The organism is Pseudobacteriovorax antillogorgiicola (assembly GCF_900177345.1).
Classification (GTDB): Bacteria; Bdellovibrionota_B; Oligoflexia; order Oligoflexales; family Oligoflexaceae; genus Pseudobacteriovorax; species Pseudobacteriovorax antillogorgiicola.
In genome coordinates, this window is record NZ_FWZT01000007.1 from 1 (window position 1) to 24084 (window position 24084).

The 24084-nt window shown below is 47.6% G+C and carries 24 protein-coding genes, 1 tRNA gene and 1 riboswitch; of the genes, 10 read left to right on the forward strand and 15 right to left on the reverse strand.

The features are described from left to right. The first annotated feature begins 454 nt into the window (after positions 1-454). Together B9N89_RS10520 and B9N89_RS10525 are read left to right on the forward strand one after the other, a co-directional pair. Positions 455-1750 carry a helix-turn-helix domain-containing protein gene (locus tag B9N89_RS10520; RefSeq protein WP_132318657.1) on the forward strand — a complete coding sequence of 432 codons (1296 nt, stop codon included), beginning with the start codon at positions 455-457 and terminating at the stop codon, positions 1748-1750. A gap of 60 nt (positions 1751-1810) precedes the next feature. Beyond that, positions 1811-2416, forward strand: a complete 606-nt coding sequence (locus B9N89_RS10525) for a class I SAM-dependent DNA methyltransferase (RefSeq protein WP_132318655.1) — start codon at positions 1811-1813, stop codon at positions 2414-2416. Positions 2417-2479: 63 nt separating this feature from the next. Here B9N89_RS10525 and B9N89_RS10530 read toward each other — a convergent pair. Beyond that, positions 2480-2563 (reverse strand) — tRNA-Leu (locus tag B9N89_RS10530). Between the two features lie 284 nt (positions 2564-2847). Between B9N89_RS10530 and B9N89_RS10535 the strand changes: the two genes are divergently transcribed. Next, positions 2848-3198 carry a PilZ domain-containing protein gene (locus B9N89_RS10535; RefSeq protein WP_132318653.1) on the forward strand — a complete coding sequence of 117 codons (351 nt, stop codon included), beginning with the start codon at positions 2848-2850 and terminating at the stop codon, positions 3196-3198. 33 nt (positions 3199-3231) lie between these two features. Here the strand turns inward: B9N89_RS10535 and B9N89_RS10540 are convergent, their stop codons facing one another. Beyond that, the gene (locus tag B9N89_RS10540) at positions 3232-3567 is read right to left on the reverse strand and encodes a hypothetical protein (protein ID WP_132318651.1); all 336 of its coding nucleotides are present in this window, start codon (positions 3565-3567) and stop codon (positions 3232-3234) included. A 233-nt stretch (positions 3568-3800) separates the two neighbouring features. On the opposite strand from B9N89_RS10540, the gene metH reads away from it, so the two are divergent. After that, the gene (gene metH, locus B9N89_RS10545) at positions 3801-7505 is read left to right on the forward strand and encodes a methionine synthase (protein ID WP_132318649.1); all 3705 of its coding nucleotides are present in this window, start codon (positions 3801-3803) and stop codon (positions 7503-7505) included. Here metH and B9N89_RS10550 read toward each other — a convergent pair. Further along, positions 7502-8593, reverse strand: a complete 1092-nt coding sequence (locus B9N89_RS10550) for an ATP-binding protein (RefSeq protein WP_132318647.1) — start codon at positions 8591-8593, stop codon at positions 7502-7504. The genes metH and B9N89_RS10550 overlap by 4 nt on opposite strands. A 100-nt stretch (positions 8594-8693) precedes the next feature. On the opposite strand from B9N89_RS10550, the gene B9N89_RS10555 reads away from it, so the two are divergent. The 3 genes from B9N89_RS10555 (at position 8694) to B9N89_RS10565 (ending at position 10653) form a co-directional block, all read left to right on the forward strand. Next, on the forward strand, positions 8694-9158 hold the full coding sequence (locus B9N89_RS10555) for an STAS domain-containing protein (RefSeq protein WP_132318645.1): 465 nt from the start codon (positions 8694-8696) through the stop codon (positions 9156-9158). 104 nt (positions 9159-9262) lie between these two features. Beyond that, positions 9263-9742 (forward strand): STAS domain-containing protein, encoded by a 480-nt coding sequence (locus B9N89_RS10560; RefSeq protein ID WP_132318643.1) that lies wholly within the window; start codon positions 9263-9265, stop codon positions 9740-9742. A 281-nt stretch (positions 9743-10023) separates the two neighbouring features. Then, entirely contained in the window at positions 10024-10653 is a 630-nt protein-coding gene (locus B9N89_RS10565) for a DUF4360 domain-containing protein (RefSeq protein ID WP_159455291.1), read from the forward strand. A 69-nt stretch (positions 10654-10722) separates the two neighbouring features. Here B9N89_RS10565 and B9N89_RS10570 read toward each other — a convergent pair whose 3' ends face one another. Beyond that, positions 10723-11007 carry a DUF4389 domain-containing protein gene (locus tag B9N89_RS10570; RefSeq protein WP_132318639.1) on the reverse strand — a complete coding sequence of 95 codons (285 nt, stop codon included), beginning with the start codon at positions 11005-11007 and terminating at the stop codon, positions 10723-10725. A 12-nt stretch (positions 11008-11019) separates the two neighbouring features. Beyond that, positions 11020-11961: a hypothetical protein gene (locus tag B9N89_RS10575; protein WP_132318637.1), complete on the reverse strand. Its 942-nt coding sequence runs from the start codon at positions 11959-11961 to the stop codon at positions 11020-11022. A gap of 224 nt (positions 11962-12185) precedes the next feature. On the opposite strand from B9N89_RS10575, the gene B9N89_RS10580 reads away from it, so the two are divergent. Further along, complete coding sequence (locus B9N89_RS10580) at positions 12186-13001, forward strand: MOSC domain-containing protein (protein ID WP_159455292.1); 816 nt, start codon at positions 12186-12188, stop codon at positions 12999-13001. Here B9N89_RS10580 and B9N89_RS10585 read toward each other — a convergent pair. From B9N89_RS10585 to thiC, 9 genes are all read right to left on the reverse strand, one after another. Further along, the gene (locus B9N89_RS10585) at positions 12998-14386 is read right to left on the reverse strand and encodes a hypothetical protein (RefSeq protein ID WP_132318633.1); all 1389 of its coding nucleotides are present in this window, start codon (positions 14384-14386) and stop codon (positions 12998-13000) included. The genes B9N89_RS10580 and B9N89_RS10585 overlap by 4 nt on opposite strands. 192 nt (positions 14387-14578) lie before the next feature. Then, entirely contained in the window at positions 14579-15199 is a 621-nt protein-coding gene (gene tatB, locus B9N89_RS10590) for a twin-arginine translocase TatA/TatE family subunit (protein ID WP_132318631.1), read from the reverse strand. Between the two features lie 125 nt (positions 15200-15324). Continuing rightward, positions 15325-15966, reverse strand: coding sequence for an O-methyltransferase (locus B9N89_RS10595; protein ID WP_234996091.1), 642 nt, complete (start codon positions 15964-15966; stop codon positions 15325-15327). 70 nt (positions 15967-16036) lie between these two features. Continuing rightward, positions 16037-17068, reverse strand: a complete 1032-nt coding sequence (locus B9N89_RS10600) for a transaldolase family protein (protein WP_132318627.1) — start codon at positions 17066-17068, stop codon at positions 16037-16039. A 92-nt stretch (positions 17069-17160) separates the two neighbouring features. Further along, entirely contained in the window at positions 17161-18597 is a 1437-nt protein-coding gene (gene thiE / locus B9N89_RS10605; RefSeq protein ID WP_132318625.1) for a thiamine phosphate synthase, read from the reverse strand. Next, on the reverse strand, positions 18594-19382 hold the full coding sequence (locus B9N89_RS10610; RefSeq protein WP_132318623.1) for a thiazole synthase: 789 nt from the start codon (positions 19380-19382) through the stop codon (positions 18594-18596). The genes thiE and B9N89_RS10610 overlap by 4 nt, the downstream gene beginning before the upstream one ends. 1 nt (position 19383) lies before the next feature. Continuing rightward, the gene (gene thiS / locus B9N89_RS10615) at positions 19384-19584 is read right to left on the reverse strand and encodes a sulfur carrier protein ThiS (RefSeq protein ID WP_132318621.1); all 201 of its coding nucleotides are present in this window, start codon (positions 19582-19584) and stop codon (positions 19384-19386) included. Then, positions 19581-20630, reverse strand: a complete 1050-nt coding sequence (locus B9N89_RS10620) for an FAD-dependent oxidoreductase (RefSeq protein WP_132318619.1) — start codon at positions 20628-20630, stop codon at positions 19581-19583. The genes thiS and B9N89_RS10620 overlap by 4 nt, the downstream gene beginning before the upstream one ends. Continuing rightward, the gene (thiC, locus tag B9N89_RS10625) at positions 20627-22381 is read right to left on the reverse strand and encodes a phosphomethylpyrimidine synthase ThiC (RefSeq protein ID WP_279433270.1); all 1755 of its coding nucleotides are present in this window, start codon (positions 22379-22381) and stop codon (positions 20627-20629) included. The genes B9N89_RS10620 and thiC overlap by 4 nt, the downstream gene beginning before the upstream one ends. Positions 22382-22425: 44 nt before the next feature. After that, positions 22426-22523: riboswitch (TPP riboswitch) on the reverse strand. Between the two features lie 228 nt (positions 22524-22751). Here thiC and B9N89_RS10630 point away from each other — a divergent pair. After that, the gene (locus B9N89_RS10630) at positions 22752-23246 is read left to right on the forward strand and encodes a hypothetical protein (RefSeq protein WP_132318617.1); all 495 of its coding nucleotides are present in this window, start codon (positions 22752-22754) and stop codon (positions 23244-23246) included. A 180-nt stretch (positions 23247-23426) separates the two neighbouring features. Beyond that, positions 23427-23726, forward strand: a complete 300-nt coding sequence (locus B9N89_RS10635) for a hypothetical protein (RefSeq protein WP_132318615.1) — start codon at positions 23427-23429, stop codon at positions 23724-23726. A gap of 17 nt (positions 23727-23743) precedes the next feature. Here B9N89_RS10635 and B9N89_RS10640 read toward each other — a convergent pair whose 3' ends face one another. Continuing rightward, positions 23744-24064: a translation initiation factor gene (locus B9N89_RS10640; protein WP_132318613.1), complete on the reverse strand. Its 321-nt coding sequence runs from the start codon at positions 24062-24064 to the stop codon at positions 23744-23746. Positions 24065-24084 lie beyond the last annotated feature (20 nt).

Below are 24084 nucleotides of genomic sequence, written 5' to 3' on the forward strand. Positions count from 1 at the left end.
TAGACTTTACATCAGACATTATATTCTCCCTCATCTGATTAGGTTTTTGAAATTTTGTATTCCTAATTTTATCAGATTGAGGGCTTTTCTATGCCGTTTCGCTTAGTTCCAAATGTGCACAACTCTTAATACGTTATCAATTGTGATTGCGGTATCCATTAGGCCTTCCATGATAGATCTAGTGCTTAGTCACATTGAATTCTCGGCGTTGTTGTCTTCGTCTCTCAATCGTCGCTGTACGGGAGTACTATCTCCTCAATCATTCCTCGACGCCTAGCCGAGAATTCAATGTGACTAAGCACTAGTAACAACTCAAACCGTACTAAACTATGTTTTGTATAATCGACATTAAGTTGCCAGTAGTTAACTTGACTGATGATCGCAGTTGGTATAGATCAGCAACGCTCTTTCTTAAGGAAGAGGTTGACGTTGGTAGCGTCTTAATGGCATATTCATGGCGATTCACACGGTGACGATCCCTCAGAAATATATGCCTAAATGTGGGAAGGGCGATATGGAAGAAACATTTGCAGTGAATGGCTATTTCATCAAGTCCCGTATTGAGCAGCTAGAGCTTAAGATTTGGTGGATCGCCGAACAGATTCGGGTTGATCGAGCCACAATTAGTCGTTGGATCAGCGGACGGGTTAAGTGGGGCAAAAAGTCAAACCTAGAGTCTCTAGCAAGAGTGCTGCAAGTACCCGTCACCCAGATTACGATTCACAACCCTCAATTGGCACGGGCATCGGATGCTGATGTTTTGAAAGCAGCTAACTTGATCTATAAAAAGAACATGAAGAAGCTTGTTTCGATAGATCATAACTACGATCTTCTAGAGTACTGCATCAAATCGAGCCTTTCAGATAAACTGCCACTCAACTTATTAGCAAGGCTATACTTTGATCTATCCAATGCTTGCTTTTGGCAGTACAAATTGCAGGAAAGCATCGAGTACATCGATGTCAGCATCGATATTTTTCAAAAGATCCGGGATGATGTGAGTTATTGGGAAGCTAAGCGCTGGAGGGCTACTATAGATACAGCCTGTGGCAGTCTTCTAGAAGCAATTGCGAGCCTCCAGCTATGTTCTCAGAAGGTTCACGATCCTATTAGTCGTCATAGAGCGTTGCATAATATCATAGAGGCCCATTGGCTCCGGGGAGACTATCTTAGGTCTCATGCTATGGCGGTGGATCGGCTTGAGGATCCTTCTTATTCAATTGATAAGATTTCTGTTATCAAATCATATATCGCTGTGGGCAAGCCTCTCATTTTTATCAATCGTGATAAGGAGGCAACCGACTATCTAGGAAAGGCAAGACAATGCTCAGAGGATATTGGTTACCAAAGAGGTGTCCATTACATCGATATATTGCTAACTGTAAACGATGCAATATCATCACCCTCGAAGGTTCAGATCGAGCGCTTTAAAAAATCTTTTTCGGCTATCAAGGCGATCGTTGATGATCCCTACTGGTACTACTTTGGAGCGATCATTCACAAGAGAAATAGGATGTTTGAAGAAGGTTTGCAATTGATCGATCAGGGAATGGCGCGAGCTGATGGTTGGAATACCGAACTGGGTCTGCTTGCTCAGGTGAAAACTGAAATATTTTTGGAACTTGACAAAAACAGGGCCGCCGTACGCTCCATGCAAGTAGCGATGAAACATTTTGAAAAGGCTGAGGCTTACCCAAGAATAGAGGAAATGAAACTAGCTTTCTCTGAATTGAAGGTAGGTTATGAATAACAAAGGTGATTCTAAAAGTTCTATGTTATATCAAGGATTTTATACAGATAGGGCAGACCAATGATGACGTTGGAAGACCAAACACTCAATTTGTATGATAGAAATGCGGAATCATATAAGACCCGGACTGATCATATCAATCTCGAAGATCATTACGATAGAGTGATTCGATTTCTTGGTGGCAGAAAAGGCAAGGTACTTGATTTGGGCTGTGGCCCAGGGCGAGATAGCAAATTCTTTATAGACAGCGGATTCTCTGTTACGTCCGTCGATGGTTCTAGGGCAATGATTGATTTAGTGTCTAAGGTTAATGAGAATAGTAGGCTTCTAAAGTTTGAAAACCTAGATTATTGTTGCGAATTCGATCTCGTTTGGTCATCAGCATCACTGCTACACATTGAAAAGGAGAAGATTAGGTCAGTATTGGAGCTGATCAGAGACTCGCTGAGTTTGGGTGGCGTTTTTTACCTTTCGCTGAAGGAAGGCAAGAAAAACTTCATTGATGATCAAGGGCGGTACTTTTCCACCTATGAAATGGATGAGCTTGAGGCGATTCTTGAGTCCGTCGATGGCTTTAAAATTGCCAAGATTTGGCGGCAGGAGTCACTAGTAACTCACACTGAAGAGCAACAGGTTTGGTTAGGTGCTGTGGTCGTTCGAGGATGAATTAAGTTTTTGAAATAGATATCGTGAAGTTTTCTTCTTTTGATCTTTGGTAAGAATATGTAGTACCAGCGGCCGGACTTGAACCGGCACGTCCTTGCGGACGGTGGATTTTGAATCCACTGCGTCTACCAATTCCGCCACGCTGGCATAAGCCTGTCTCCACAAGGCAAGGTAGATCGATGAGGCCTTGAGGAACACGTCCCTGCATCAGGGAGGCTGATTATTAAAGAACTGAGTGGGACTTGTAAAGCTAAAAATCTTAAAAATTCCCAGAAATCTTCGCTATTTATCGCGTCAATAATGCTTTCTACACCTAAGTTATTGAATATAGACTAATATTTCTTCGTCAGGGTCCTGGAAAATAAGACGATAGGGCGTCGTACGTAGGATAGTTTATCCAAGTTTCGCGGTGATGATTTTGAGGTGTTCCCGTGAGTCGTTATTTCTCCAAGCAGAGGAAAGAGAGACGCTATCGAGTTCAGAGGTTTGGCTTGCAAGCTAAGGCTTCGCCATTGGCAAGCATCGATCAGCTAAGTGTCGAAATTTTTGACCTCTCCTTCAGTGGGCTAGGTATTTTGGCTGCTCAGCCTCTTAAGGTGACCGAGTTTCGTATAGTCAGCCTCGATGCTCCTCACATGATTGCTGTCCCATGTCGGGTTGCCTGGTGCTTTGAAGTTCCTGAAACCGGGCAGTTTCGTGCTGGCCTAAAAGTCGCAGATCCTGATGAAGATAGCCTTAAGGACCTTCTCAATCGATTATTGGAAAGTGTTCAGGAAGACTAAGCTCTTCGGCCGTAGCCGAAGTTTTCAGTTCTGCTATGCTGATTTTTTCACTTTGGAATTCTGGTGGATGAGTAGGTCGCTCACAACATTGCGTAGCTTGTGCCGAAGGCTCAGGTTGTCTAGATCTTGGACCGCCATGTGGAGGCTCTTACACTCTGAACAGTAAAGAAAACTCGCGCCTTCCATACTTTTTTGCTCCATCTCATGCCCACACATGGAGCATTTATTTTGGTGGCTGGAACGCTCCTGGTCCAGTAGCTTGAGAGCCTCCTTCTCCTTGATCTTATCGATCAATTCGCGATCCTTCTTGTAGAAGTACTCTCGTTCGAGCATGGTGTCATGCTGAGCAACGTATTCGGGCTTGAACATAATTGAACCTCCGGCAGAATTTAAGCCTGCAAGAGAAAGTATCGGGGGCCTTCCCAGCACCTTAAAATGAATTGAATTCAGTCACAAATATAGTAGTTTAAGAGTTTGCATTAGACGATATCATATCGAGCGCCGTGAGAGATCTTAGGATTCTGGTGCTTGGGCCGGTAAGATTCTGACGAAAAGAAGTCTTGGCTCTCGATATGGAAGTTACCACCATCAGGAGTTTCATCATGTTGCCCATGTCTGATAAAGGACTAGAATTACAGAAGCTGCTTCAGCAGAAAATCTTATATCTCGACGGGGCTATGGGAACGATGATTCAGCGCTTTAAGCTTGAAGAGCGAGACTTTCGTGGTGGGCGCTTTAAGGATCACGACGTCGATCTCAAAGGCAATAACGACCTGCTATCGATTGTGCGGCCTGACATTATCAAAAAAATACATACCGAGTTTCTCAAGGCTGGCTCGAATATCATTGAAACGAATACCTTCAGCGCCACCTCAATAGCCCAAGCTGACTACAAGCTCGAAGAGGCCGTTTACGACATAAACGTATGTTCTGCGAAGGTCGCTCGGGAAGCTATTGATGATTTTCAAAAGCAGCATCCCGATCAACCCTGCTTCGTAGCAGGCGCACTTGGGCCAACCAACCGAACTGCTTCGATCTCCCCAGATGTCAATAATCCGGCGTATCGGGCTGTGTCCTTTGACCAGTTAACCGATTCATTTTACGAGCAGGCGAAGGCCCTCTACGAAGGTGGCGTTGACATCTTCCTCCCCGAAACATCTATTGATACTCTCAATATCAAGGCTGCTATTGCTGCCCTGGATCGTCTGTTCGAGGAGATTGGCTTGCGGATGCCGGTGATGCTATCGGTAACCATTCCGGATCAATCTGGGCGCACACTCAGTGGCCAAACAGTTGAGGCGTTCTGGTATTCGGTTCGTCACGCCAAACCCCTCACCGTGGGGATAAACTGTGCCTTGGGTGCGCGGGAGATGAGGCCCTACGTAGAGGCGCTATCCACTGTAGCTGACACGTTCGTTCACTGCTACCCTAACGCAGGTTTGCCCAATCCATTAAGTGAAACTGGCTACGATGAAACACCAGAGATGACCGCCGAGCAGGTGTCAGATTTCGTCGAGTCTGGGTTTGTTAATCTCTTGGGCGGATGCTGTGGCACGACCCCAGATCATATCAACGCAATTGTAAAAGCAAGTGAAACAGCTGCCCCAAGGGCACTTCCCGACTTAGAAAAGGGTATGCGTCTCAGCGGATTGGAGCCTTTGTTTGTTTCTGCTGATAGCGATCGTCCATTTCTGATGGTTGGAGAGCGAACCAATGTTACCGGTTCACCTCGATTTGCTAAGCTAATAAAAAATGACGATTTTGATGCGGCTCTGGCGGTGGCACGGCATCAAGTTGAAAATGGCGCCAATATTATCGATGTTAACTTTGATGAAGGCTTGCTTGATAGTGAAGCCTGCATGACAAGGTTCCTAAATCTCATCGCCAGCGAGCCAGACATTGCCCGGGTGCCCATCATGATTGATAGTTCCAAGTGGGACGTTATCGAGGCGGGTCTAAAGTGTGTGCAAGGAAAGTGCATCGTCAACTCTATCTCTCTTAAAGAAGGGGAAGAGGTATTCAAGGATCATGCGCGGAAAATCATGAGCTACGGTGCCTCTGCGGTGGTGATGGCTTTCGACGAGAAAGGCCAGGCAGCAACAAAAGAAGATAAAGTTAGAATCTGCCAGCGAGCCTACAAAATTCTCACTGAAGATGTTGGGATGGACCCACACGACATTATCTTCGATCCGAATGTTCTGACCGTCGCAACAGGAATGGAAGAGCATAATAACTACGGGGTCGACTTTATCGAAGCAGTCAGGGAGATCAAGAAAGTCTGCCCAGGGGCTTACACTAGTGGTGGCATTAGCAACGTATCTTTCTCATTCAGGGGAAATAATGTTGTTCGGGAGGCGATGCATGCCGCGTTTCTATACCACGGCATCAAAGCTGGCTTGGATATGGGAATTGTAAACTCGGGAATGCTAGAAGTTTATGATGAAATCGATAAAACCTTGCTCGAATATGTGGAAGACGTGCTTCTCAACCGAAGGGATGATGCTACGGAAAGGCTCATCGATTATGCGGAGCAGTTTAAGGGAGTTAAGTCTGAGGAGCGTGCCAAAAGCAACATGGAATGGCGGGATGATCCTGTCGAAGCTCGCTTGTCCCATGCTCTGGTAAAAGGCATCGTAGACTTTATTGATGAGGACACAGCTGAAGTTCTAGAAAAGCTAGGGCGGCCCTTGTCAGTGATCGAAGGTCCGTTGATGGATGGCATGAAGGTGGTTGGCGATCTTTTTGGCGAAGGCAAGATGTTTTTGCCCCAAGTTGTGAAGAGCGCCCGAGTTATGAAGCGTGCGGTGGCATACCTACAGCCCTACATGGAAAAAGAAAAGGAACAATCCCAGGCAAAGAGCAGTCAGGGCCGCTTTCTTATTGCAACTGTAAAAGGGGACGTTCATGACATCGGCAAGAATATCGTCTCGGTGGTTCTTGCATGTAATAACTACGAGGTGACAGACTTAGGGGTGATGGTTTCCTGTGAAGAAATTTTGAAAAAAGCCAAAGAGATCGATGCAGATATCATCGGTCTTTCAGGGCTTATTACACCATCGCTAGACGAAATGACCCATAATGCAAAGGAGATGGAGCGCCAGGGCTTCCATGTGCCCTTGCTCATTGGTGGAGCGACCACGAGTAAAGCTCACACTGCCATTAAGATCGCTCCTTCTTATGATGGGATCGTCAAACACGTTGCGGATGCTTCTTTGGTTGTTGATGTTTGTAATAAGCTCATGAGTCAAAAATCACGGATAAATTTTCGAGAAGTCTTGAAAAAAGAGCAGGAAGATATCCGCAATCGTTTCTTTGCTAATGCTGAGGGCGCTGAATATTTGCCTTGGTCTGAAGCTCAGAGCAATAAACTCACTTTCGATTGGCAAGGTATCGACATCAGTGAGCCAGAGACACTCGAAACAAGAGTTCTTGATGATATTCCTCTCGATCAGATCGTGCCTTATATTGATTGGTCACCTTTTTTCTGGACCTGGGAGCTGCGTGGCCTCTATCCGAAAGTACTGGATCATAAAAAGTGGGGTCCTCAGGCACGAGAGCTTTTTGCTGATGCCCAAAAAATCATGGATGACATTATAAAGAACAAGCGCTTTCGCGCTCAAGCCATGACCAAGTTCTTCCCGGCAAACTCCATTGGCGATGATGTAGTTTTATATAGTGATGCCTCAAAGTCCGAGGTTATCGACCGCTTTCATTTCCTAAGGCAGCAGCGAAAGCGTTCCGACAATGAGCCGATGCGCAGCCTTGCAGATTTTATCGCACCTCAAGACTCGGGGCGCCTTGATTATATCGGTGCTTTTGTGGTGACAGCTGGCTCTGAAGTTGAGGAATACGCTGCCCATTTTGAGGCCAAACATGATGACTACACCGCAATAATGATCAAGGCAATCGGCGATCGTTTTGCGGAAGCTCTCGCAGAAATGCTGCACAAGGATATTCGCCGACTCTGGGGTTTTCCAGACTCTCAAAATACAACTATTGATGATTTGATTAAGGAGAGCTATCGAGGTATCAGGCCAGCTCCTGGATATCCGGCGTGTCCTGACCACCTGGAAAAGAAGACGATCTGGAGACTGCTTCAGGTCGAAGATAAGATTGGTGTGAAGCTGACGGAAAGCTGTGCAATGACTCCGGCAAGTTCAGTCTCAGGTTGGTACTTTGGGCATCCCGAGGCTGCTTACTTCCGCGTTGGTCAGATTCAAAAGGATCAAGTTGAAGACTATGCGAAGCGAATTGGAATGAGCATCGGTGAAGTCGAGCGATGGTTGGCACCAAATCTGGCCTATTAGGAGGCGGATTCTGTAGAGCTTTGTTCTTCGCCTGCCTTGGGTAGAGTAATAATAAACACGGTATTTCCTGTTTGCGACTCTAGCTCAAGGCTTCCTTGGTGCTCTTCCACCACGCCTTTGGCAATGCTCAAACCGACGCCGACTCCCGAGCCCACTTCTTTCGTGGTAAAAAATGGTTCGAAAATCTTGTTCTTAATGGATTCGGGTATTCCGGGGCCATTATCAGTGATCGAGATCGCAACTGAATTTTGAAGTTCGGCAACTTCTATAGATACCATAGGCCGATCTAGTAGCTTGCAAGCATCTAGAGCGTTGTTGAGCAGATTAAAGAGTACTTGGATCATTTGCACCCTACGGCACTTGATTTCAAGTTGATCCTCGATCATTCCCACTTTCAGCTTCACCCCAGCACTTTTAAACTTCTGACCACAAAGTTCAATGGTGTCATCGATTAGTTGGCCCACAGGTGAAAGCTCAAATTCGTCCTGAGATCCGTCGCGGGAGAAATCTTTGAGACTATCGATAATGCGGCTACAGCGATTGCTGGCGCTGATGATTTTGCTGGTTACAAAGTCAATTCTTCGAATCGGCATAGGTTCTTTTTTACAAAGCTGCTTTAATTGCTCTGCATAGCCACTGATGATGGCTAGTGGGTTATTGATTTCATGAGCGATTCCATTCGTTACTGTGGCGAGGGAATTTAGCCGTTGGGAGGCGAAAATTTTATGTCGTTCCTCATCTAGGAATTGCTCTACTTCAAGACTCTTCGTAACATCTAAAGTCATACCGACAACACCGCTAATGACGCCGCTAGCATCTTTTGCAGGGGTAAACTCAGTTTCATAGGAGCGATTGGAAATAGTTGTATTAATGCTAAAACTACTGCCTTTCATAGCTCTCTTGAAGTGAGAACGGCGGCAAGGAAAGTTTGAAATTTTAAACGCAGAGGATCCAAGAGCACTGCTTGAATCAATGTTTAGCTGTTGGGCTAGAGATCCTGCAATGCGGACAATGGTACCGGTGTCATCAAGAATGAAAATCAAGATGGGACTGGTATTGACTGCGTCTGTGATGGTCCATTCAATCATATATTCGTCGTTACACAAATTGGAATTGTGTTATGATATAGATTGTTCCATGGAACCATGCACGAATACAGAGCATTAACTGCCTATCGGTGAGTTTTCTATGTTGGAAATAAGCGTTAGCGATAAGGGCAAGGAAACAATTGTTTTTTTAAAAGGCCCGATCGATGAGAATGCAGGCCAAGTCCTCGCTGACCTCCATAGTCGCGTGTTGAAGACAGTGGTCTTTAACTTTAAAGAAGTTGCCTATATCAATTCCCTTGGAATTCGGTCATGGGTGAATTTTCTTAGGCATATCCAGGAAGGGCGCGAGATCTTCTTTGAGGAGTGCACATCCGACGTTGTGATGCAGATGAATATGATGGCGATGTTCCGGGGAGATGCCGTAGTAAGGAGTTTTTATGGCGACTACACCTGTGATAATTGTGGCCATGAGCAAGCTATACGTTTCGAGGTCACCGAAGATAGTGATTTGCAAAAGGATCTGGTAGAACAGCCTTGTGAGAAGTGCAGCACCATCCTTTCCCTCGATGAAGATGACGAGAACTACCTCATATTTCTAGAGTAATTATATATATTTAGGTGTCCTGCGACCAATGTCTTTACCTTCGGTTAAAGATCAAGTCTGGGATTCCGATAGCGAATGCAATGTCGGAATAGGCGGAGTCATCTGTGAATAAATGTAAAATCCAGTGGTTAGATTCCAAACGGGCCAAAGTTTCAGGTGTCATTGATGAGTTCAGTTCATTCGACGAACTTTTTAATAAAGGCCAGGAAGAAATTTGGATCGACTTTTCCGAAGTGACCCGAATCAATAGTTCGGGAATACGGGAGTGGGTACAAGCTGTCCTATCGTCATCCGCAAGGCTTCATCTCGAACGCTGTTCCGCTGTTATGGTCGATCAGTTTTCCATGATTCCCGAATTCATTGGCAAGAATGGCACCATCGAGTCCTTCTATGTGCATTATATCTGTGACTCATGTGGTCATGAAGCACGAGAACTGCTGGAAGTTGGTAAAGATATCGGTGGTGATAAGTCCTATAAGGAGCAGCTAGACGATCCCTGTCCTTCCTGTGGGGCTGTGCTTGAACTGGATCACAATCCGGATATCTACTTTGCGTTTCTAAAGTTTATTAAGCCAGCATCTTAATAAGCATTAATCAAGGTGCATAGCTTTTCATCATCCTATCTTTTTCAATCTTTTTTATCTTAGCTAATCTCAGAAACTCATCTTCATCTTTGATTATCTTTTTTGTTTTTGGGCTGGGTGATATGCCTAGGTTCGCTTAAAAACATCAGTTAGAACAGCTAATTAAAATAAAAATCACGATGAACACTTCGAAGTTATCGCCGTGGCACGGGGGCTGCAATAGATAGCGTGCTTAAACGATTTAGCACCTGAACCTTTAAACTCGAATGAAAGGGATACGTATGAACCTATCACGTCTTGCAACTCTTGTAGCTCCAGCAGCAATCATGGTTTCTTCAGCAGCTTTCGCAACTGCACCTTCTGGTGAAGTTACAATCAAAGACATCTCGTACAACGGTAGCGGTTGTCCTCTTGGAACTGTTGCAGAAAACCTAGCGGAAGACAAGAAAGCGTTCACCTTGACTTTCTCTGACTATATCGCTGAAGCTGGTCCTGGCCTCACATTTAGCGATGGTCGTAAAAACTGTCAAATCACTTTAAATCTAAAGATTCCTCAAGGCTGGCAATTCTCCGTCGGTACCTTTGACTACCGTGGATTCGTCATCCTTGATGAGGACGTACAAGCTGAGCACTCTACATCATACTACTTCCAAGGCAGTGGCTTCACAGGCCGTTTCCGTGAGCGCATGAGAGGATTCATGGATGAGTACTATCAGTTCCGCGAAAATGTTGGTCTTGAGTCTCTAGTTTGGTCTAGCTGTAATGCTGAGCGAGCTCTTAACATCAACACTGCTATTAGCGTACGTAACCTAAATAAGCGTGACAACCCTGATGCGCTAGGTGTTATCGGCACTGACTCTGTCGATGGCTCTATCAAGCAAATTTGGGGAATCCGCTGGCGTCGTTGCTAGAGTTTATTGGCTTTCGATACACTATAAGAGCAACATGAGGGCCACCGTGGAAGCGGTGGCCCATTTTGCTTAGCCCTTGGTTTGGTCCCATTCTGAAAATGGAAATGGCCGTTCATCGTGATTGAAGGATAGGTAAAGCATGATGTTTTTCATGTAGTGGCTCAAATCTGAGCTTAGCTTGTCAAGGTTTTCAAGTCGCTTGCCCGTGATCATTGTCATGAAAAACTGAAGGATGATGATCGCATAGAGAATCAGCTCGGTGATTCGGAAAGCCACAAATAGAATGACCATATGAACCAGCCTGGTCCAGACATAAGGCTTTTGGATGTTTTCTTTGATGTCTTCTGTGTCCATGTCAATTCCTCATCATTGAGTTTTAAACAGAAACGTGATCTTCCCCAGTATTTTGCGGCTCAAAGGAAACTGCATCAAGCCAAGGTTATAGTACAAGCATTCTTGAAGTTTGTCGTCTTTCAGGCTGCCGCCGATATGCTTGATCCCACCCATGATTCCACTGGATTTCTCAATGATAAAGCGAAAACCCATACTCCCTTGCCCAGTCTCAGTTTGCAGATAATCGGTATAGCACTTGCGAAAACTTACTTCTTGGCTTTGGATCGTTTTGGCTATGCTGCTAGCATATTGGTTGTATTTACCAAGGTCTATTTTGTAGTACATGGCAACATTCACTTGTTCTGTGAACACGGCCCGAGCTTCTGCCTGAGACCCGAAGTTGGATTGAGACTGGAGGCGTACCTCCTCTCCGCCAAGTTGCCGAATCTCTTTACCAGTCAGCCCATCTATTAATGCGACAAAGGTTTGGTGTTCAAACTGATGCTTGTAGCGACTTTTATTGGCTTTGAAATTGACTTTTAGGCGCGACTTGGGCCCTGGCGAAATATCCCAGAGGCCTAGGTAACTGAGGTTCAAAGAGCTGACGGCAATGGTTTTTTGCTGACTTTGAAAAACGCGCCTTAGACCAGCATTATCGATAAAAGTAATCCGCCGCACCGTATAAATGCCAACCGGAAGAATCCACATATATTGGGGCTGAGCTTTATTCGATGCCTGTTGAGAAATCACATAGTAGCGGCCACTGCTATTGTGTTTGAGACGAATCACAATATCGTTTAGCAGCGTCTTGCCTCTCTTGGACCGTTTAAAGCCTTTTAGATTTAAGTTGACATAGACGGCACCTTGCCCTTTACCCAAGTATTGCCCATTCCAGGCTACAGCAGGAGCGGGCTTGGCCACGCTGTAAGGTGCAAGGAGACACATGAGAATCGTGATCTTAGCGAGTTTCAGCAAATCCAGGCTCTAACTTTTTATGGTCGTGTTTCCTATCATAATAGCATTCTACTATTAAAATTGACATGGATTAAGAATCAGATCTGGCTGAACTTTTAGGCACCTTATTGAGTGCTTTTCTTGGCAGGAAGAGAGACACAGAGCGATAGTTCTTGAGTTCTGTGACTCTAGTGCCTAAGACAAGAGCAGTCCATTTCGAATTGGCTTTTTGGAGGAGGTGCATGGTGGCCCAAGTAAAAGAGATTCATATCTATCCGACAAAATCATGCCAAGGCTTGGCTTTGGATCAAAGTCAGGCTGGGGATTGGGGTCTAGAGGGCGATCGGCTCATGATGCTAGTTAAGCCTGATGGTACCTTCCTCACCCAACGAGCCTATCCCAAGATGGGCGAGGTAGGGCTATATGTCGAAGGTGGCGATCTTGTTTTAAGCCGCGCTGGGGAGTCACGCCGGTTTCCTAAAATGATCCATCGCCAATTGGGAGTGAAAGTTTGGGGGGATGAAGTCCAAGCCGATGACCTCGGTGACGACATTGCTCATCAATTGTCTCAATGGCTAGGTATTGCCCTGCGAGTTGTGGCTTGGAATCCCGCTGCTAGGCGTTGGGCGGACCGCAACTTCGTGGATCGGGATGTCCCTTATGGATTTGCTGATGGCTTTCCATATCTGATTTCCAATCAGCAGTCACTCGTAGATCTCAACGACCGATTGCAGGCCAAAGACCATAGGCCCATTTCTATGACGAGGTTTAGGCCCAACATAGTCATCGAAGGGTGGGAGGCTTATCAGGAAGATCGTGTCTCGCAAATCAAAATAGGGAATGCTGTCTTTGAGCTGGTGAAGCCTTGTACCCGCTGCCGGATCACGACTATCGATCCAGACACCATGAAGCCAGGCCCTGAGCCCCTAAAAACTCTCATGGAGTATCGGTATCATGAGGAACTGAGAGGTGTAACCTTCGGCCAAAATGCGGTTCTACATCATGGTTCAGGTACTACGATTCGGGTTGGTGATGAAGTCACGATACTGGGAACTGCTTAGAAATAGGTGTGCACCATGAAGGACAGTGTCGTTTGATCAGTCTTTGCGGCCGTTGGTAAGGTTTGGTCATCGCTGTCCATACTGTAAGACACACCTACTTCCAGGCCGGGTGTGAGAAAGTGCTTGGTGCCTAATTTGATTTGGCTTGAGGATCCTGGCAGAACGTTGCGAGCTACGTTGGCTTGAGCGATATCAAGAGTGGCATAATTCTCTCTCCAGAAGCGATACTTGCCTTCAAGAGTGATCACACCACCTTCACGAAAATCAGAAAGTTCCTCGTCCCGCGCCATAGAAACCCCTTCGATCCCGACGATGTATTCTCGCCAGGTGCCACGAAACTCGATAGCATGCATCTCGACCCGCTTGCTGTTGGCCTCCTCCGAGGCATCTGTAGTGGTCCAGAAGCTATAGTTCACTTGCGCTCCAAATGTTACAAAACGCAGTCCGAAATTGCCGGCAATTCCGGTTTCCTTGTCATTGCCATTGGTCCCCACTCGCTTCATAATATAGTGGATGTTGCCAAAGGGAACGTTTGGTGCGGAGCCTACAGATAAGGCTTTGTATAGGTTTCTTGTAGAGTTCGCTTGGCCCGTAGTAATAAAGCTAGCCATTTCTTGAGCGAGAGCAGTGTGATCAGGGGTATAGTTGCCAAAAAGTGGCCGATAGTAGCCACCCATCACAAAGATATTCCATGGCAGGTCGTCCTGCATGACATATAAGCTGCGGGTTTGTTCTTGGCCTGGGATAGTGTCCATTTGCTGGCCGATGGGAACTCCAAGGTATCGTGCCTCGTAGACAAAATGAGTATGGCGCAGCGGGCGGTAACGAATGCCGAAGGTCGCCTCCATTAAAAAGGGGTGAAGGTCTTGGTCTTCGCCGTCCATATACTTGTAGGCAAAGAATCGAAAATCACCGCCGCCATCGATCTTCTGCTCATCCATCAAGCGATACGGATCGGTTTGCGGGATACTAAACTCGAACTCCCGCCGAGACTTCGCATTTACATGGTAAAACTTATCGTGATAGCGATCGTAGAGCAGCTCATTTTCGAACTCTTCGTTGCTTCGTACGAGAGGAAAGCCCTTGCGGATGATCTTTCTGATATTTTGGACTGAAAGCTTTTTTTGTTTCCGGCCGTAGAACTGCTTATGAAATGGGGCGATCAGTTTTGGCTGCTTCAAACGCTTCACACGAAATGATCTTAACCAGTAATTTTCATTCCACTTGCCATAGAAGCTACGAAGGCCTCCCCCATTGGGATTTACATGACAACCCTGACAAGACAAGCTACAGCGGCGCAGGACCGGAGGTAAATTTTTGCGGCCCGGCGCATGACAGCCAGAGCAATTTTGAGCGAATCGAGTTCCAAGCCAGGGCTCAGCCATCCCAATCTCACTGCCTAGGCAGAAGGCCAAAAAACAAATATAGCGCAAGAATACCAATCGATAGCACGGCATACGATATCAGATCCTATGAGGGGTATACCTGGTTTGCGGTAACCCATAGAAGAGGGGTTAAATCCTATAGTATTTTACCATAGGTCTGATGTGTATGCCAAAGTAGGAGGGTGCGACTCTCTAGGGCTTTTCCTTTGAGTCGGGCTTTTGAGGCTCTTCTTTGCCGATATCCTGAGGCAGCTCAGCGGGAGATGCATCTGACTTGGGCTTTTCAGTGGCTGCTGCTGATTCAGAACTGGTTTGATCGGCAGGCTTCGGCTCATGGTCACCGGCCTCATCTTTCTTGCGATTGAGAACTTGGTCTTCGATTTCCTTAGCCTTAGCGAGGAGGGCATCGGTGTCTACAAAACCATCAGAATGGTGGGCGTACTCGCCGTCTTGATAGTGGGAGTCATGATACTCCCGCTCATCTCTCTTTTTTTCTTTTTTGGAGGTATCTGGGTCTATTTTAAGGTCTTCGTCAGAGAGGTTGATATGTTCGTTAATTTTAGATTTGATTGAACTCGTATCTCGCAGTTTATCGACCTGCTCTTTCAGTTCACGAATCCGTTCTAGCTCAAGTTCGCGTTCGGCATCCCGCACCACATCATTGAAGCCCTGACGAATTTCATGGGTTTGGCGACGGAGTTGAACAAACATTTTGCCCATTTTTCTCATCGCTTCGGGAAGGCGTTTGGGACCGACAACAACAATGGCCAGAACCGCCACAACAATCAGCTCCATAGGGCCTATACCAAACATACTTTCACCTCAATCAATCAAGCAGTCACTGGGGTCTTCCTCAGTGTACTAGCAATTACCTGCGAGAGCTAGAGCTGCCTCTTAGCCCTAATCACACTGGTTCTAATATCTTACTTTGTCGATCCCTAGTTCTTTACGACAAGGTAGAGCCCGTCCGCAATATGCAACATGGTTGAGCTAACCCGATCGTCATTGAAAACCTTCTCGTTAAAGGCGCGGAGCGCTATTGTCGAGTCTTCTTGATTGCTTTCATCCACAATACTACCACCCCAAAGTACATTATCAGCAATCAACACGCCGCCAGGGCGAAGGAGGCTTAAGCAGGCCTCGTAGTAGTGGGGGTAGTTCACTTTATCAGCGTCGATAAAGGCGAGGTCGAAGGAGTCTGGCCCGTGTGCTTTCAACAGAGTTTCCAAAGATTGCAATGCCGGAGCAACCATGAGCTCGATCTTATCGCTGAGTTCCGCCTCGTCAAAAAAGCGTTGGGCAATCCGAGACGTTTCTTCGTTAATATCGAGGCTGTAGAGACAGGCACCATCAGGCAGTGCCGAAGCCATGCATACTGCACTGTAGCCTGTAAAGCACCCTACTTCGACCGCCCGTTGAGCGCCGCAGATCTTGGTCATAAGATGCATAAATCGACCTTGGTCTTGGGATATTTGCATCATTCGGTCGGAGCGTTCTTGAGTTTCTTCAACAATGTCATTTAGGATGGGATGAGGTGCTGGTGAATGTTGGCTCACGTAGGCAAAAAGCTCATCCGTCATAGGATTGGTTTTCATCATCGTCCTTGAGAAAGATCGTGCCATACCAACTAATGATGGTATGGCAGCCACGTTAAATGCTTTCGATCAGTTTGAGAAGAGCTTTTTGAGGCTCTGCAAATTTCGATAGACCTTCGTCCATGAGGGTCTTTTCCAAATCTTTCCAATCGACCTTGCTATCGATCTCTTGCACCACAGCATCGCTAGGGAACTTATCGATTTCGCGGACGAAAGTTTTGCCTGATGCTTCAACGGCGTCGTTGGTTGCCGGTGGGTTGGTTTCAATATCACTTCCCGCAAAAGCAGCCACGTACTTCCACTTGGGGTCCTCAGGCTTCTTGGTACCAGTACTGGCAAAGATCATCTCTTGCTGGAGAGGAGTTTTTTTGTCAGCCCAGAATTCCTGATTCATCTTCCAGACTCTTTTGGCGTTAAGAATCCCGGCCATGCCTTGGGCATCTGCGCTAAGCTCGGTAACTTTCTTGTCAGTGTAAACATCAAGCCGCGATACGAAGATGCTGAAAACACTTTTGAAGTTGACGAGGCTATCCCGTTTTTGAGCTCCACGCCAAACTGCGTCACGTGCGTCTTTATACTGGTCTTCACTAAAAATCAGTGTGACATTGACATTGACACCTGCAGCAACCATGTCCTCCAGGGAACCGATACCAGCTGGTGTGGCGGGAACCTTGATCAATCTGTTCGGGTGGCCTTTGGCCCACTGCTTCGCTAAGCTGACGTATTTCTGGACGCGCTCGTCGTGGGGGGGTGCCAGTTCTAAGTCTTCCAACAAGGGGTCTACCTCGAAGCTAACGTAGCCGTCATTACCTTGTGTGGCTTCAAAAACGGGCATAAAAACTTCTTCAGCTTGACTCACCAGCTGGTTGGTCAAAGTCCATGCCACATCGTGGGCATCTCTGCCTTCACCTTTGAGCCTACGGATCTCATCGTCGTAACGACCGGTCTTGATTATATCTGATACGATGATGGGGTTTGATGTAGCTCCGGTAGCTCCCTTCTCTTTGTTGCTGAGAACCAAGTCCGGATCGATGGAATCAAGCCAAAGCTTAGTCCCAGATTTCACAAGTGACTCTAGTGCTGACATAGTTGGTATCCTATTTGACAGATTGTTAGACTAACCGGGCAGGATACTATCACAGCCCCGTTGCAGCCTCAATTAGTCCGTGTTGCGAATCTTCAAGGCTCCACGAGCCGAAGCCATTCACAAGCCCGCTCCTCAGGGTTTTCTGCTTCAGTCACATCCGAAATTAGGGCTAAACCATCAGCTCCAAGGCTCTTTAATTCGGTGACATGCTCTGGCTTTAGGCCACCGATGGCAACGATCGGGCAAGGGGATAGGCGCTTCCATGTCGCAACCTTCGCCATTCCTTGTGGTCCAAATGACATAGATTTACAGGTTGTGGGAAAGATTGGACCAAGGGCAATGTAAGACGGTTGGTATACCAAAGCTCTACCAAGCTCTTCCAGAGAGTGGGTGCTGATGCCAAGTCGAAGCCCGGCCTTTTGAATCGCAGCTACATCAGCATCTTCGAGGTCTTCTTGCCCCAGATGGACACCGTATGCGTTGTGTCGGATCGCTAGCTGCCAATAGTCGTTGATAAAAAGGCGACAACGATATTTGCGGGCCAGGGAGACAGCTTGCTTCACCTGATCTTCAGTTTCTTCAGGAGATAGGTTTTTAATGCGAAGCTGTATAGTGGTGACCCCAAGTGGTAACAGCCTATTGAGCCAGTCTACTGATGGCACTACGGGGTAAAAGCCAAGTGGGCTGAGTCCCGTGCCGAGGAACGGCGCACCATTGCTCATTGTTGATTCGTAAGTGATGAGCGGCATCTGGCGAGGTTCCTTAGTCTCAATGAGGATCCTCGCTGCTCCCAGGGGGTAGGACGAATCCATCGCTTCCATCAGGTGGATACGGCCTTGGACGACAGCTTCACGAGGGTCTAAACCCTGGGCTAATCCGCAGGCAATGGCTGTTGAAAGATAGCAGCCAGTACCGCGGTATTCACCTTCGCTCCTAGGGCTTGTAAGCCACATGGCGCGCTCGCCATCATGAAAGTAGTCGGTAGCATCTTCGTCATCGGGGCCATGTCCCCCCTTGATAAGGACGGCGTGGGCACCCAAGCTGCGTAGCTCCTGCGCGGCACGGCGGAAATCATCCGTGCTTGTAATGGGGAATCCTACCAAAGCTTCAGCTTCAGGAATATTAGGAGTTAATACTGTGACTGTCGGCAAAAGCTGTTCACGAATGATCGCAATGGAGTTGTCGCCCAACGCCAGCCCGCCGCTGCTTGTCTTGAGAACGGGGTCGTACACCACAGGAACTTTCATGCTCCGAGTGATTTCTGCGACCGCAGTGACGCTATGGCCCGCGGCAAGCATGCCAATTTTTATCGCATCGGCTGGGGAATTAAGCTGCACAGCTTTGGACTGCTCCAGAATATCGGCTGCAGGGACGGCTGTGATCGTGTGGCAATCTTCATGGTTCTGGCTGGTTTGAGCGGTAAGGATGGTGCAGCAATGCACTCCTTGGGCCTGGGCCGCTCGTTGGTCGGCTTGAATTCCACTGCAAGCCAATGGGTCTGACCCTGCGATGGACCAAATACATGTCATAGTCTTGCCTCCTCGTGCCAAAAGGGAACTCCTATTGTGGGGGTTGATGCTTCAGCTCCATCTTTAGATTGCATCATTCCAGCTTCAAAGGCTGTGCGACCAGCTGTTACAGCCTGGCCGAATGCCGTGGCCATGCGCACCGGGTCTTGAGCTAGGGCCACCGCTGTATTGAGTAGGACCCCGTCAAACCCCATTTCCATTGCAGCAGCGGCATGGGAGGGCTTACCGATGCCGGCATCGACAATTAAGGTTATGCCTAGAAGGCGCTGACGGAGTGTTTTCAAAGCCTCCCTGTGGCGCAAGCCTTGCCCTGAACCGATGGGTGAACCCCAAGGCATTACGATCTTGCACCCTACAGACACCAGCTTTTCGGCGACAATCAAGTCTTCAGTTGAATATGGGAACACTTCAAAGCCATCGTCATTCAGAATCCGAGCAGCTTCGACCAAAGCAAAAGGATCGGGTTGCAGGGTTTCATCGTTGCCAATCACTTCAAGCTTGATCCAGTGGGTGCTAAATAGATCGCGAGCCATGTGTGCTGTGGTCACTGCATCGCGAACACTGTGGCAACCGGCGGTGTTAGGCAGGATGTGGGCTCCACAGTTTTTGATGTAGTCCCAAAAACGTTCGTTGTTGTTTTCCCCTACTGACTCTCGGCGCAAGGAAACAGTGATAATGTCTGACCCTGATTCTTGGATCGCCTCTTTCATAGTGGCGGGGCTGGGGTAGCGGGCTGTGCCGAGTAGCAGTCTACTGCTAACCGTCTTATCAGCAATGGTCCACATTTTATCCTCCCGACATCGGAGCTAGAATTTCGATATCGTCGTTATTTTTGATTTCTGTTGTGGCAAAGCTACTGCGGGGCACACACTGGTGGTTGATAGCCACAGCTACAAAAGGATTCTTGTAACCAAGAGCTTCCAGTAAGCCCGAAACATTCGTTTCTTGGTCGATGGTTTTAGCCTTGCCGTTGACCATGATATTCATGAAATATCCTTTACAATCGTGTCGAATAACTGCTGATCGTGATTCCCCAAAACATGAGCGGCTGCTAGGTGAGCGATGATGGGGCTTAGAAGAAATCCGTGGCGGAATAAGCCATTCACCTGAATAAACCTTCCAGACACTCTGATTTCTGGGTTGTTGTCGAAGAATGCTGGCCTTAGGCCAACACAAAGTTCCTCGATATGGCTTTCAGCGAAGCCAGGATGAATTGCAAATGCAGCTGATAGAATCTCAAGCCCTGAACGAAGGGTTACTGGGCTGTTACTACTGCTTTCAATTTGAGTCGCCCCTAGGTAGTACCGGTTGTTCGGTCTCGGTACCACATACAATGAGTACCTAGGGTGCATCACCCGCACCGGTCGATGTAGATTGACTTGGGGTGCGTGAACAATAGCAGCTTCACCTCTAACGCCCCGCAGGTCTTCGGTGTCCTGAAGGGCTCCCAAGCCGCGACAGTCAAAGGTGTAGTCGTATTGATCAAAGAGGACGGGAACGTTCCCTGGGGCTAGTTGTGGAACCCGTTCTTGAATCCATTGAACGCCATGTTCCAGTAGGAAGCTATAGCTTGCTTCGAGAAAGCTACGAGGGTCCACATGAGCTTCTTGGGGCAAAAATAAGGCCTTTCCAAGATTAGCACTTAGCTCTGCCTCGTAGTGATGAGCTGGGCCTTCTTCGAAGGATTGGTCTGGGAGGCTATGGCAGACCTTGTCGCGAACCTCGTGCCAAAGGCCGTGGTCTCGTCGGTGGGCCACGATCAGACTACCTTGGCTCTGATGGTGTAGACCAAACTTTGAAAGCTTATCAAAAAGCTGGGGCCAGAGTTCAAGGGAAGCTTTGCCCAATGCAAAAACTTGGGGCTCCCCCTTCTCGCGCTCACTATAAGGCGCGAGCATTCCTCCGGCTTGGTAGGCCGAGGATTCTCGGCCATTTTTGGGATGAGGGTCCCAAATATCGACGGGTCCGTATGGGAGCAACTCCATAGCTAGGGTTCGTCCCAAAACTCCGCCGCCGACAACTGCAAACTTCATCCCTGAGTTGCCTCACGTGCCGCCTCTTGCTTGGCGATGTCTTGAGAGATTCGCATAGAGCAGAAAGAGGGGCCACACATGGAGCAAAAATGGGCTCCCTTGTGACGATCCTTGGGTAGAGTTTCATCATGAAACTTACGAGCCGTCTGGGGGTCGAGGGAGAGATTAAACTGATCTTCCCAATGAAAGTTAAAGCGTGCGTATGACAGCATATCATCGCGATCCCGCGCTGATGGATGGCCTTTGGCCAAGTCAGCTGCATGAGCCGCGATTTTGTAGGCGATCATTCCATCTTTAACATCGGTTTTATTGGGGAGACCCAAATGCTCTTTAGGAGTTACATAGCATAGCATCGCAGTACCAAACCACCCGATCATCCCAGCACCGATAGCACTTGTGATGTGATCATAGCCTGGAGCAATGTCAGTGGTCAAAGGCCCGAGTGTATAGAAGGGAGCTTCGTCACAGCACTCTAGTTGCTTATCGACATTTTCCTTGATCATGTGCATGGGCACGTGACCAGGGCCCTCGATCATCACTTGAACATCATGTTTCCAAGCGAGCTTGGTTAGCTCACCAAGGGTTTCAAGTTCGGCAAATTGAGCTGCATCGTTGGCATCAGCGATTGAGCCAGGTCTGAGCCCGTCACCCAATGAGAAGCAAATATCATAGGCAGCCATGATTTCGCAGATCTCTTCGTAATGGGTGTACAGGAAGTTCTCTTTATTATGATAGGAGCACCATTGAGCCATAATCGAACCGCCTCGGGAGACTATTCCTGTGACGCGATCTTTGGCAAGAGCTGCATGGTCTTTAAGAACGCCAGCGTGAATCGTGAAGTAATCAACTCCTTGCTCCGCTTGTTCGATCAGAGTTTGGCGAAAGACTTCCCAGCCAAAGTCTTCAATCTTGCCGTTGACCTTTTCAAATGCCTGATAAAGAGGAACCGTGCCGATAGGAACGGGAGAGTTGCGAAGGATCCACTCTCTAGTTTCGTGAATATTTTTGCCAGTTGAAAGGTCCATCACTGTGTCAGCGCCCCAGCGGGTCGCCCACACAAGCTTCTCAACCTCTTCGTCGATTCCGGAGCTAACTGCTGAATTACCAATGTTGGCGTTCACTTTTACAAGGAAGTTACGGCCAATAATCATCGGCTCAGTTTCCGGGTGATTGATGTTAGCTGGGATAATAGCCCGGCCTTTAGCGATTTCGTCACGAACAAATTCTGGTGTGATGTATTCCTGGAGCTTCGCTCCAAACGACTCCCCTTGGAGCCTTGTCTCTCGCTCTTGCTCAGCGGGGGTAAGCTCTTCAAAGCGTTTGCGAAGAATCGCGCGATTTTGATTTTCGCGGATCGCCACGAACTCCATTTCAGGAGTGATGGTGCCTTGCTTCGCATAGTGCATCTGGGTCACGGTGCGGCGAGGCAGGGCGCGACGAGCCGTGTGATCCATTTCCGGCATGCGACTACCGATTTTCTTCAGAGCGCTTGTGACATCCCCTGAGCGGAACTCAGTATCAGCACGAGCTTCGATCCAGCCCTCGCGAATACGAGGTAATCCCTTGCGAATATCAACCTTTGCCATAGGGTCGGTATAGGGACCGGACGTGTCGTAGACACAAAGAGATCGCTCCTGACCTTCTACGGGACGCAGATTGATCTTCCTCATGGGGACACGGACATCTTTGTGAATGGTTCCAGAGACGTAGATTTTTTCTTCTACGGGGCTAGTGGTTGGGGTTTGTGTCATATTAGTCAACTCCATAAGGTCGTGCATGAGAGGCCATGGGATGGGGCTGACGTCGCTCGCGCTCCCTACGCTGGAATTATCCAGTTCAGGTCCAAAGAGTCGGAAAGTTCCTCTCAGCCGTACGGCACCCCTGGCGAATGGACAAGTCTTACCACACGGATATATTGATCACAATGCTTCATAATACCAGGTGAATATTCTCATAGCTGGGCCTAGTTCGAAGAGGGCCTGGGATTTGACTGGCGAGGAAACCTGAAATAGCCTTGCAAACTCTTAGTTATACTAATTAAAATCTCTTACGAAAAAGTGAGGTAGGTCTTGCCGGCTCGGAGGCGATAGGGAGGTTGAATCCCTTACGGCAGGAGAGAGTATGACTCACTATCCGTTTCTTAATCGATCGTATATCCAAGAGCGTCAAGCTATGAAGAGAGCGGCGGAAGAGCACGAACGAGCGATTCGTCACGATCATATGGTTTCTCACCTGCGTATGGCTGGTGTCATCGTCGGAGCGATTCTTTGCACCATGGTTTTACCCATAGCCTTCATATTGGGAATGATCTACGCCCCGATCGTAGCGGTGCTGTCGATAGGTGGCATCTGCTTGTGGGCTGGTTACACCATTGGCAAGCGTGGTTTCGAAAAACGACCCCGCTCTTCCGGCTCAGTGGGGGCAAGCCTTGAAGGGTTGTCTGACAGTCGAATGATTTTTGACGTGGATGAACTTGAGAAGCTGGATGTACGTATCAGTGGGGTCGAAGACCAGCAGGCCGAGGTGATATCTCTCAAAGCCTTTATAGAAGAGAAAAGGCTTCGAGAAAGCCAAGCGCAGCATGGCAAGCCGCAGGAAAGCATCGAAGGTTTCTAAGGAAGGGGAGGCTAAGCCCCTACTTCGCTGCGCAATAATAGCGTTGTTGAACAATACTTGCCAGATTTTCGCCATAATTCCGCAAAAAATCGTAGCTTTCAGAAGAAATTGAAAGTAATTCAGGCTATAATTAGACCAACCGTACAACCAAAACCGAACAATTATTGATAGGAAGATGGCATGAAATACTCCTACCAAGATATGCTTCGCCATATCAATGAAATCGATGAAATCCTTGCCTCAGGCAAGCTGACAATGGGCGATGATGAAGCTTCGGATTTGGTTGAAATGTTCCTCAGCGCATCAACGATCATCCTTTATAACTTAGGGCGCATCCAATCTGGCAATGATATCGAGCTGAGTGAAATTAAAGATGAGTTCATTGACAGTGTGGCCGATACCATCGAAGATATTTGGGATTCTATTCATGAAAACAACCCCTTTGAAGAGCGAAAGAAGCCACATCTTACTGTGGTATAAAAGTCAGAGGGAGGCCGCTAGCCTCCAGCCCGGACGATTTTCAGGCCTTTAGACTGAAAATGCGCTTCAACTTTATCCCGCAGATCGCCTCGCATCTCGATCCGACCCTCTTTGAACGTGGCTCCACAACCAAGCAGAGTTTGCATCTCCTTCATCAGCTTCTTGGCTTCACCTGAATCAAATGGCAGGTTAAAAAGAACTGTTACCGACTTTCCACCACGTCCTTTTGTTTCCAGTCTCATCTTGGTTGGCCCGTCGCTTTTCTCGTAACTTTTCTTCTTTTTCTCTGGTTTCTTGCTCGATCCACCGTCTGTTGAATACAATAGTCTGCCACTCATGCTTACCTCCTCCTCTAGTG

Bases quoted from the DNA above. Each gene is read 5' to 3' on its own strand.
- B9N89_RS10600 (WP_132318627.1), bottom strand. From the start codon at position 17,068: ATGTCAGCACTAGAGTCACTTGTGAAATCTGGGACTAAGCTTTGGCTT.
- tatB (WP_132318631.1), bottom strand. From the start codon at position 15,199: ATGTTTGGTATAGGCCCTATGGAGCTGATTGTTGTGGCGGTTCTGGCC.
- B9N89_RS10635 (WP_132318615.1), top strand. From the start codon at position 23,427: ATGAAATACTCCTACCAAGATATGCTTCGCCATATCAATGAAATCGAT.
- B9N89_RS10555 (WP_132318645.1), top strand. From the start codon at position 8,694: ATGTTGGAAATAAGCGTTAGCGATAAGGGCAAGGAAACAATTGTTTTT.
- B9N89_RS10595 (WP_234996091.1), bottom strand. From the start codon at position 15,966: ATGACGGATGAGCTTTTTGCCTACGTGAGCCAACATTCACCAGCACCT.
- thiS (WP_132318621.1), bottom strand. From the start codon at position 19,584: ATGAATATCATGGTCAACGGCAAGGCTAAAACCATCGACCAAGAAACG.
- B9N89_RS10570 (WP_132318639.1), bottom strand. From the start codon at position 11,007: ATGGACACAGAAGACATCAAAGAAAACATCCAAAAGCCTTATGTCTGG.
- B9N89_RS10585 (WP_132318633.1), bottom strand. From the start codon at position 14,386: ATGGCTGAGCCCTGGCTTGGAACTCGATTCGCTCAAAATTGCTCTGGC.
- metH (WP_132318649.1), top strand. From the start codon at position 3,801: ATGTTGCCCATGTCTGATAAAGGACTAGAATTACAGAAGCTGCTTCAG.
- B9N89_RS10620 (WP_132318619.1), bottom strand. From the start codon at position 20,630: ATGAAGTTTGCAGTTGTCGGCGGCGGAGTTTTGGGACGAACCCTAGCT.
- B9N89_RS10520 (WP_132318657.1), top strand. From the start codon at position 455: ATGGCGATTCACACGGTGACGATCCCTCAGAAATATATGCCTAAATGT.
- B9N89_RS10540 (WP_132318651.1), bottom strand. From the start codon at position 3,567: ATGTTCAAGCCCGAATACGTTGCTCAGCATGACACCATGCTCGAACGA.
- thiC (WP_279433270.1), bottom strand. From the start codon at position 22,381: ATGACACAAACCCCAACCACTAGCCCCGTAGAAGAAAAAATCTACGTC.
- B9N89_RS10630 (WP_132318617.1), top strand. From the start codon at position 22,752: ATGACTCACTATCCGTTTCTTAATCGATCGTATATCCAAGAGCGTCAA.
- B9N89_RS10565 (WP_159455291.1), top strand. From the start codon at position 10,024: ATGAACCTATCACGTCTTGCAACTCTTGTAGCTCCAGCAGCAATCATG.
- B9N89_RS10550 (WP_132318647.1), bottom strand. From the start codon at position 8,593: ATGATTGAATGGACCATCACAGACGCAGTCAATACCAGTCCCATCTTG.
- B9N89_RS10610 (WP_132318623.1), bottom strand. From the start codon at position 19,382: ATGTGGACCATTGCTGATAAGACGGTTAGCAGTAGACTGCTACTCGGC.
- B9N89_RS10525 (WP_132318655.1), top strand. From the start codon at position 1,811: ATGATGACGTTGGAAGACCAAACACTCAATTTGTATGATAGAAATGCG.
- thiE (WP_132318625.1), bottom strand. From the start codon at position 18,597: ATGACATGTATTTGGTCCATCGCAGGGTCAGACCCATTGGCTTGCAGT.
- B9N89_RS10640 (WP_132318613.1), bottom strand. From the start codon at position 24,064: ATGAGTGGCAGACTATTGTATTCAACAGACGGTGGATCGAGCAAGAAA.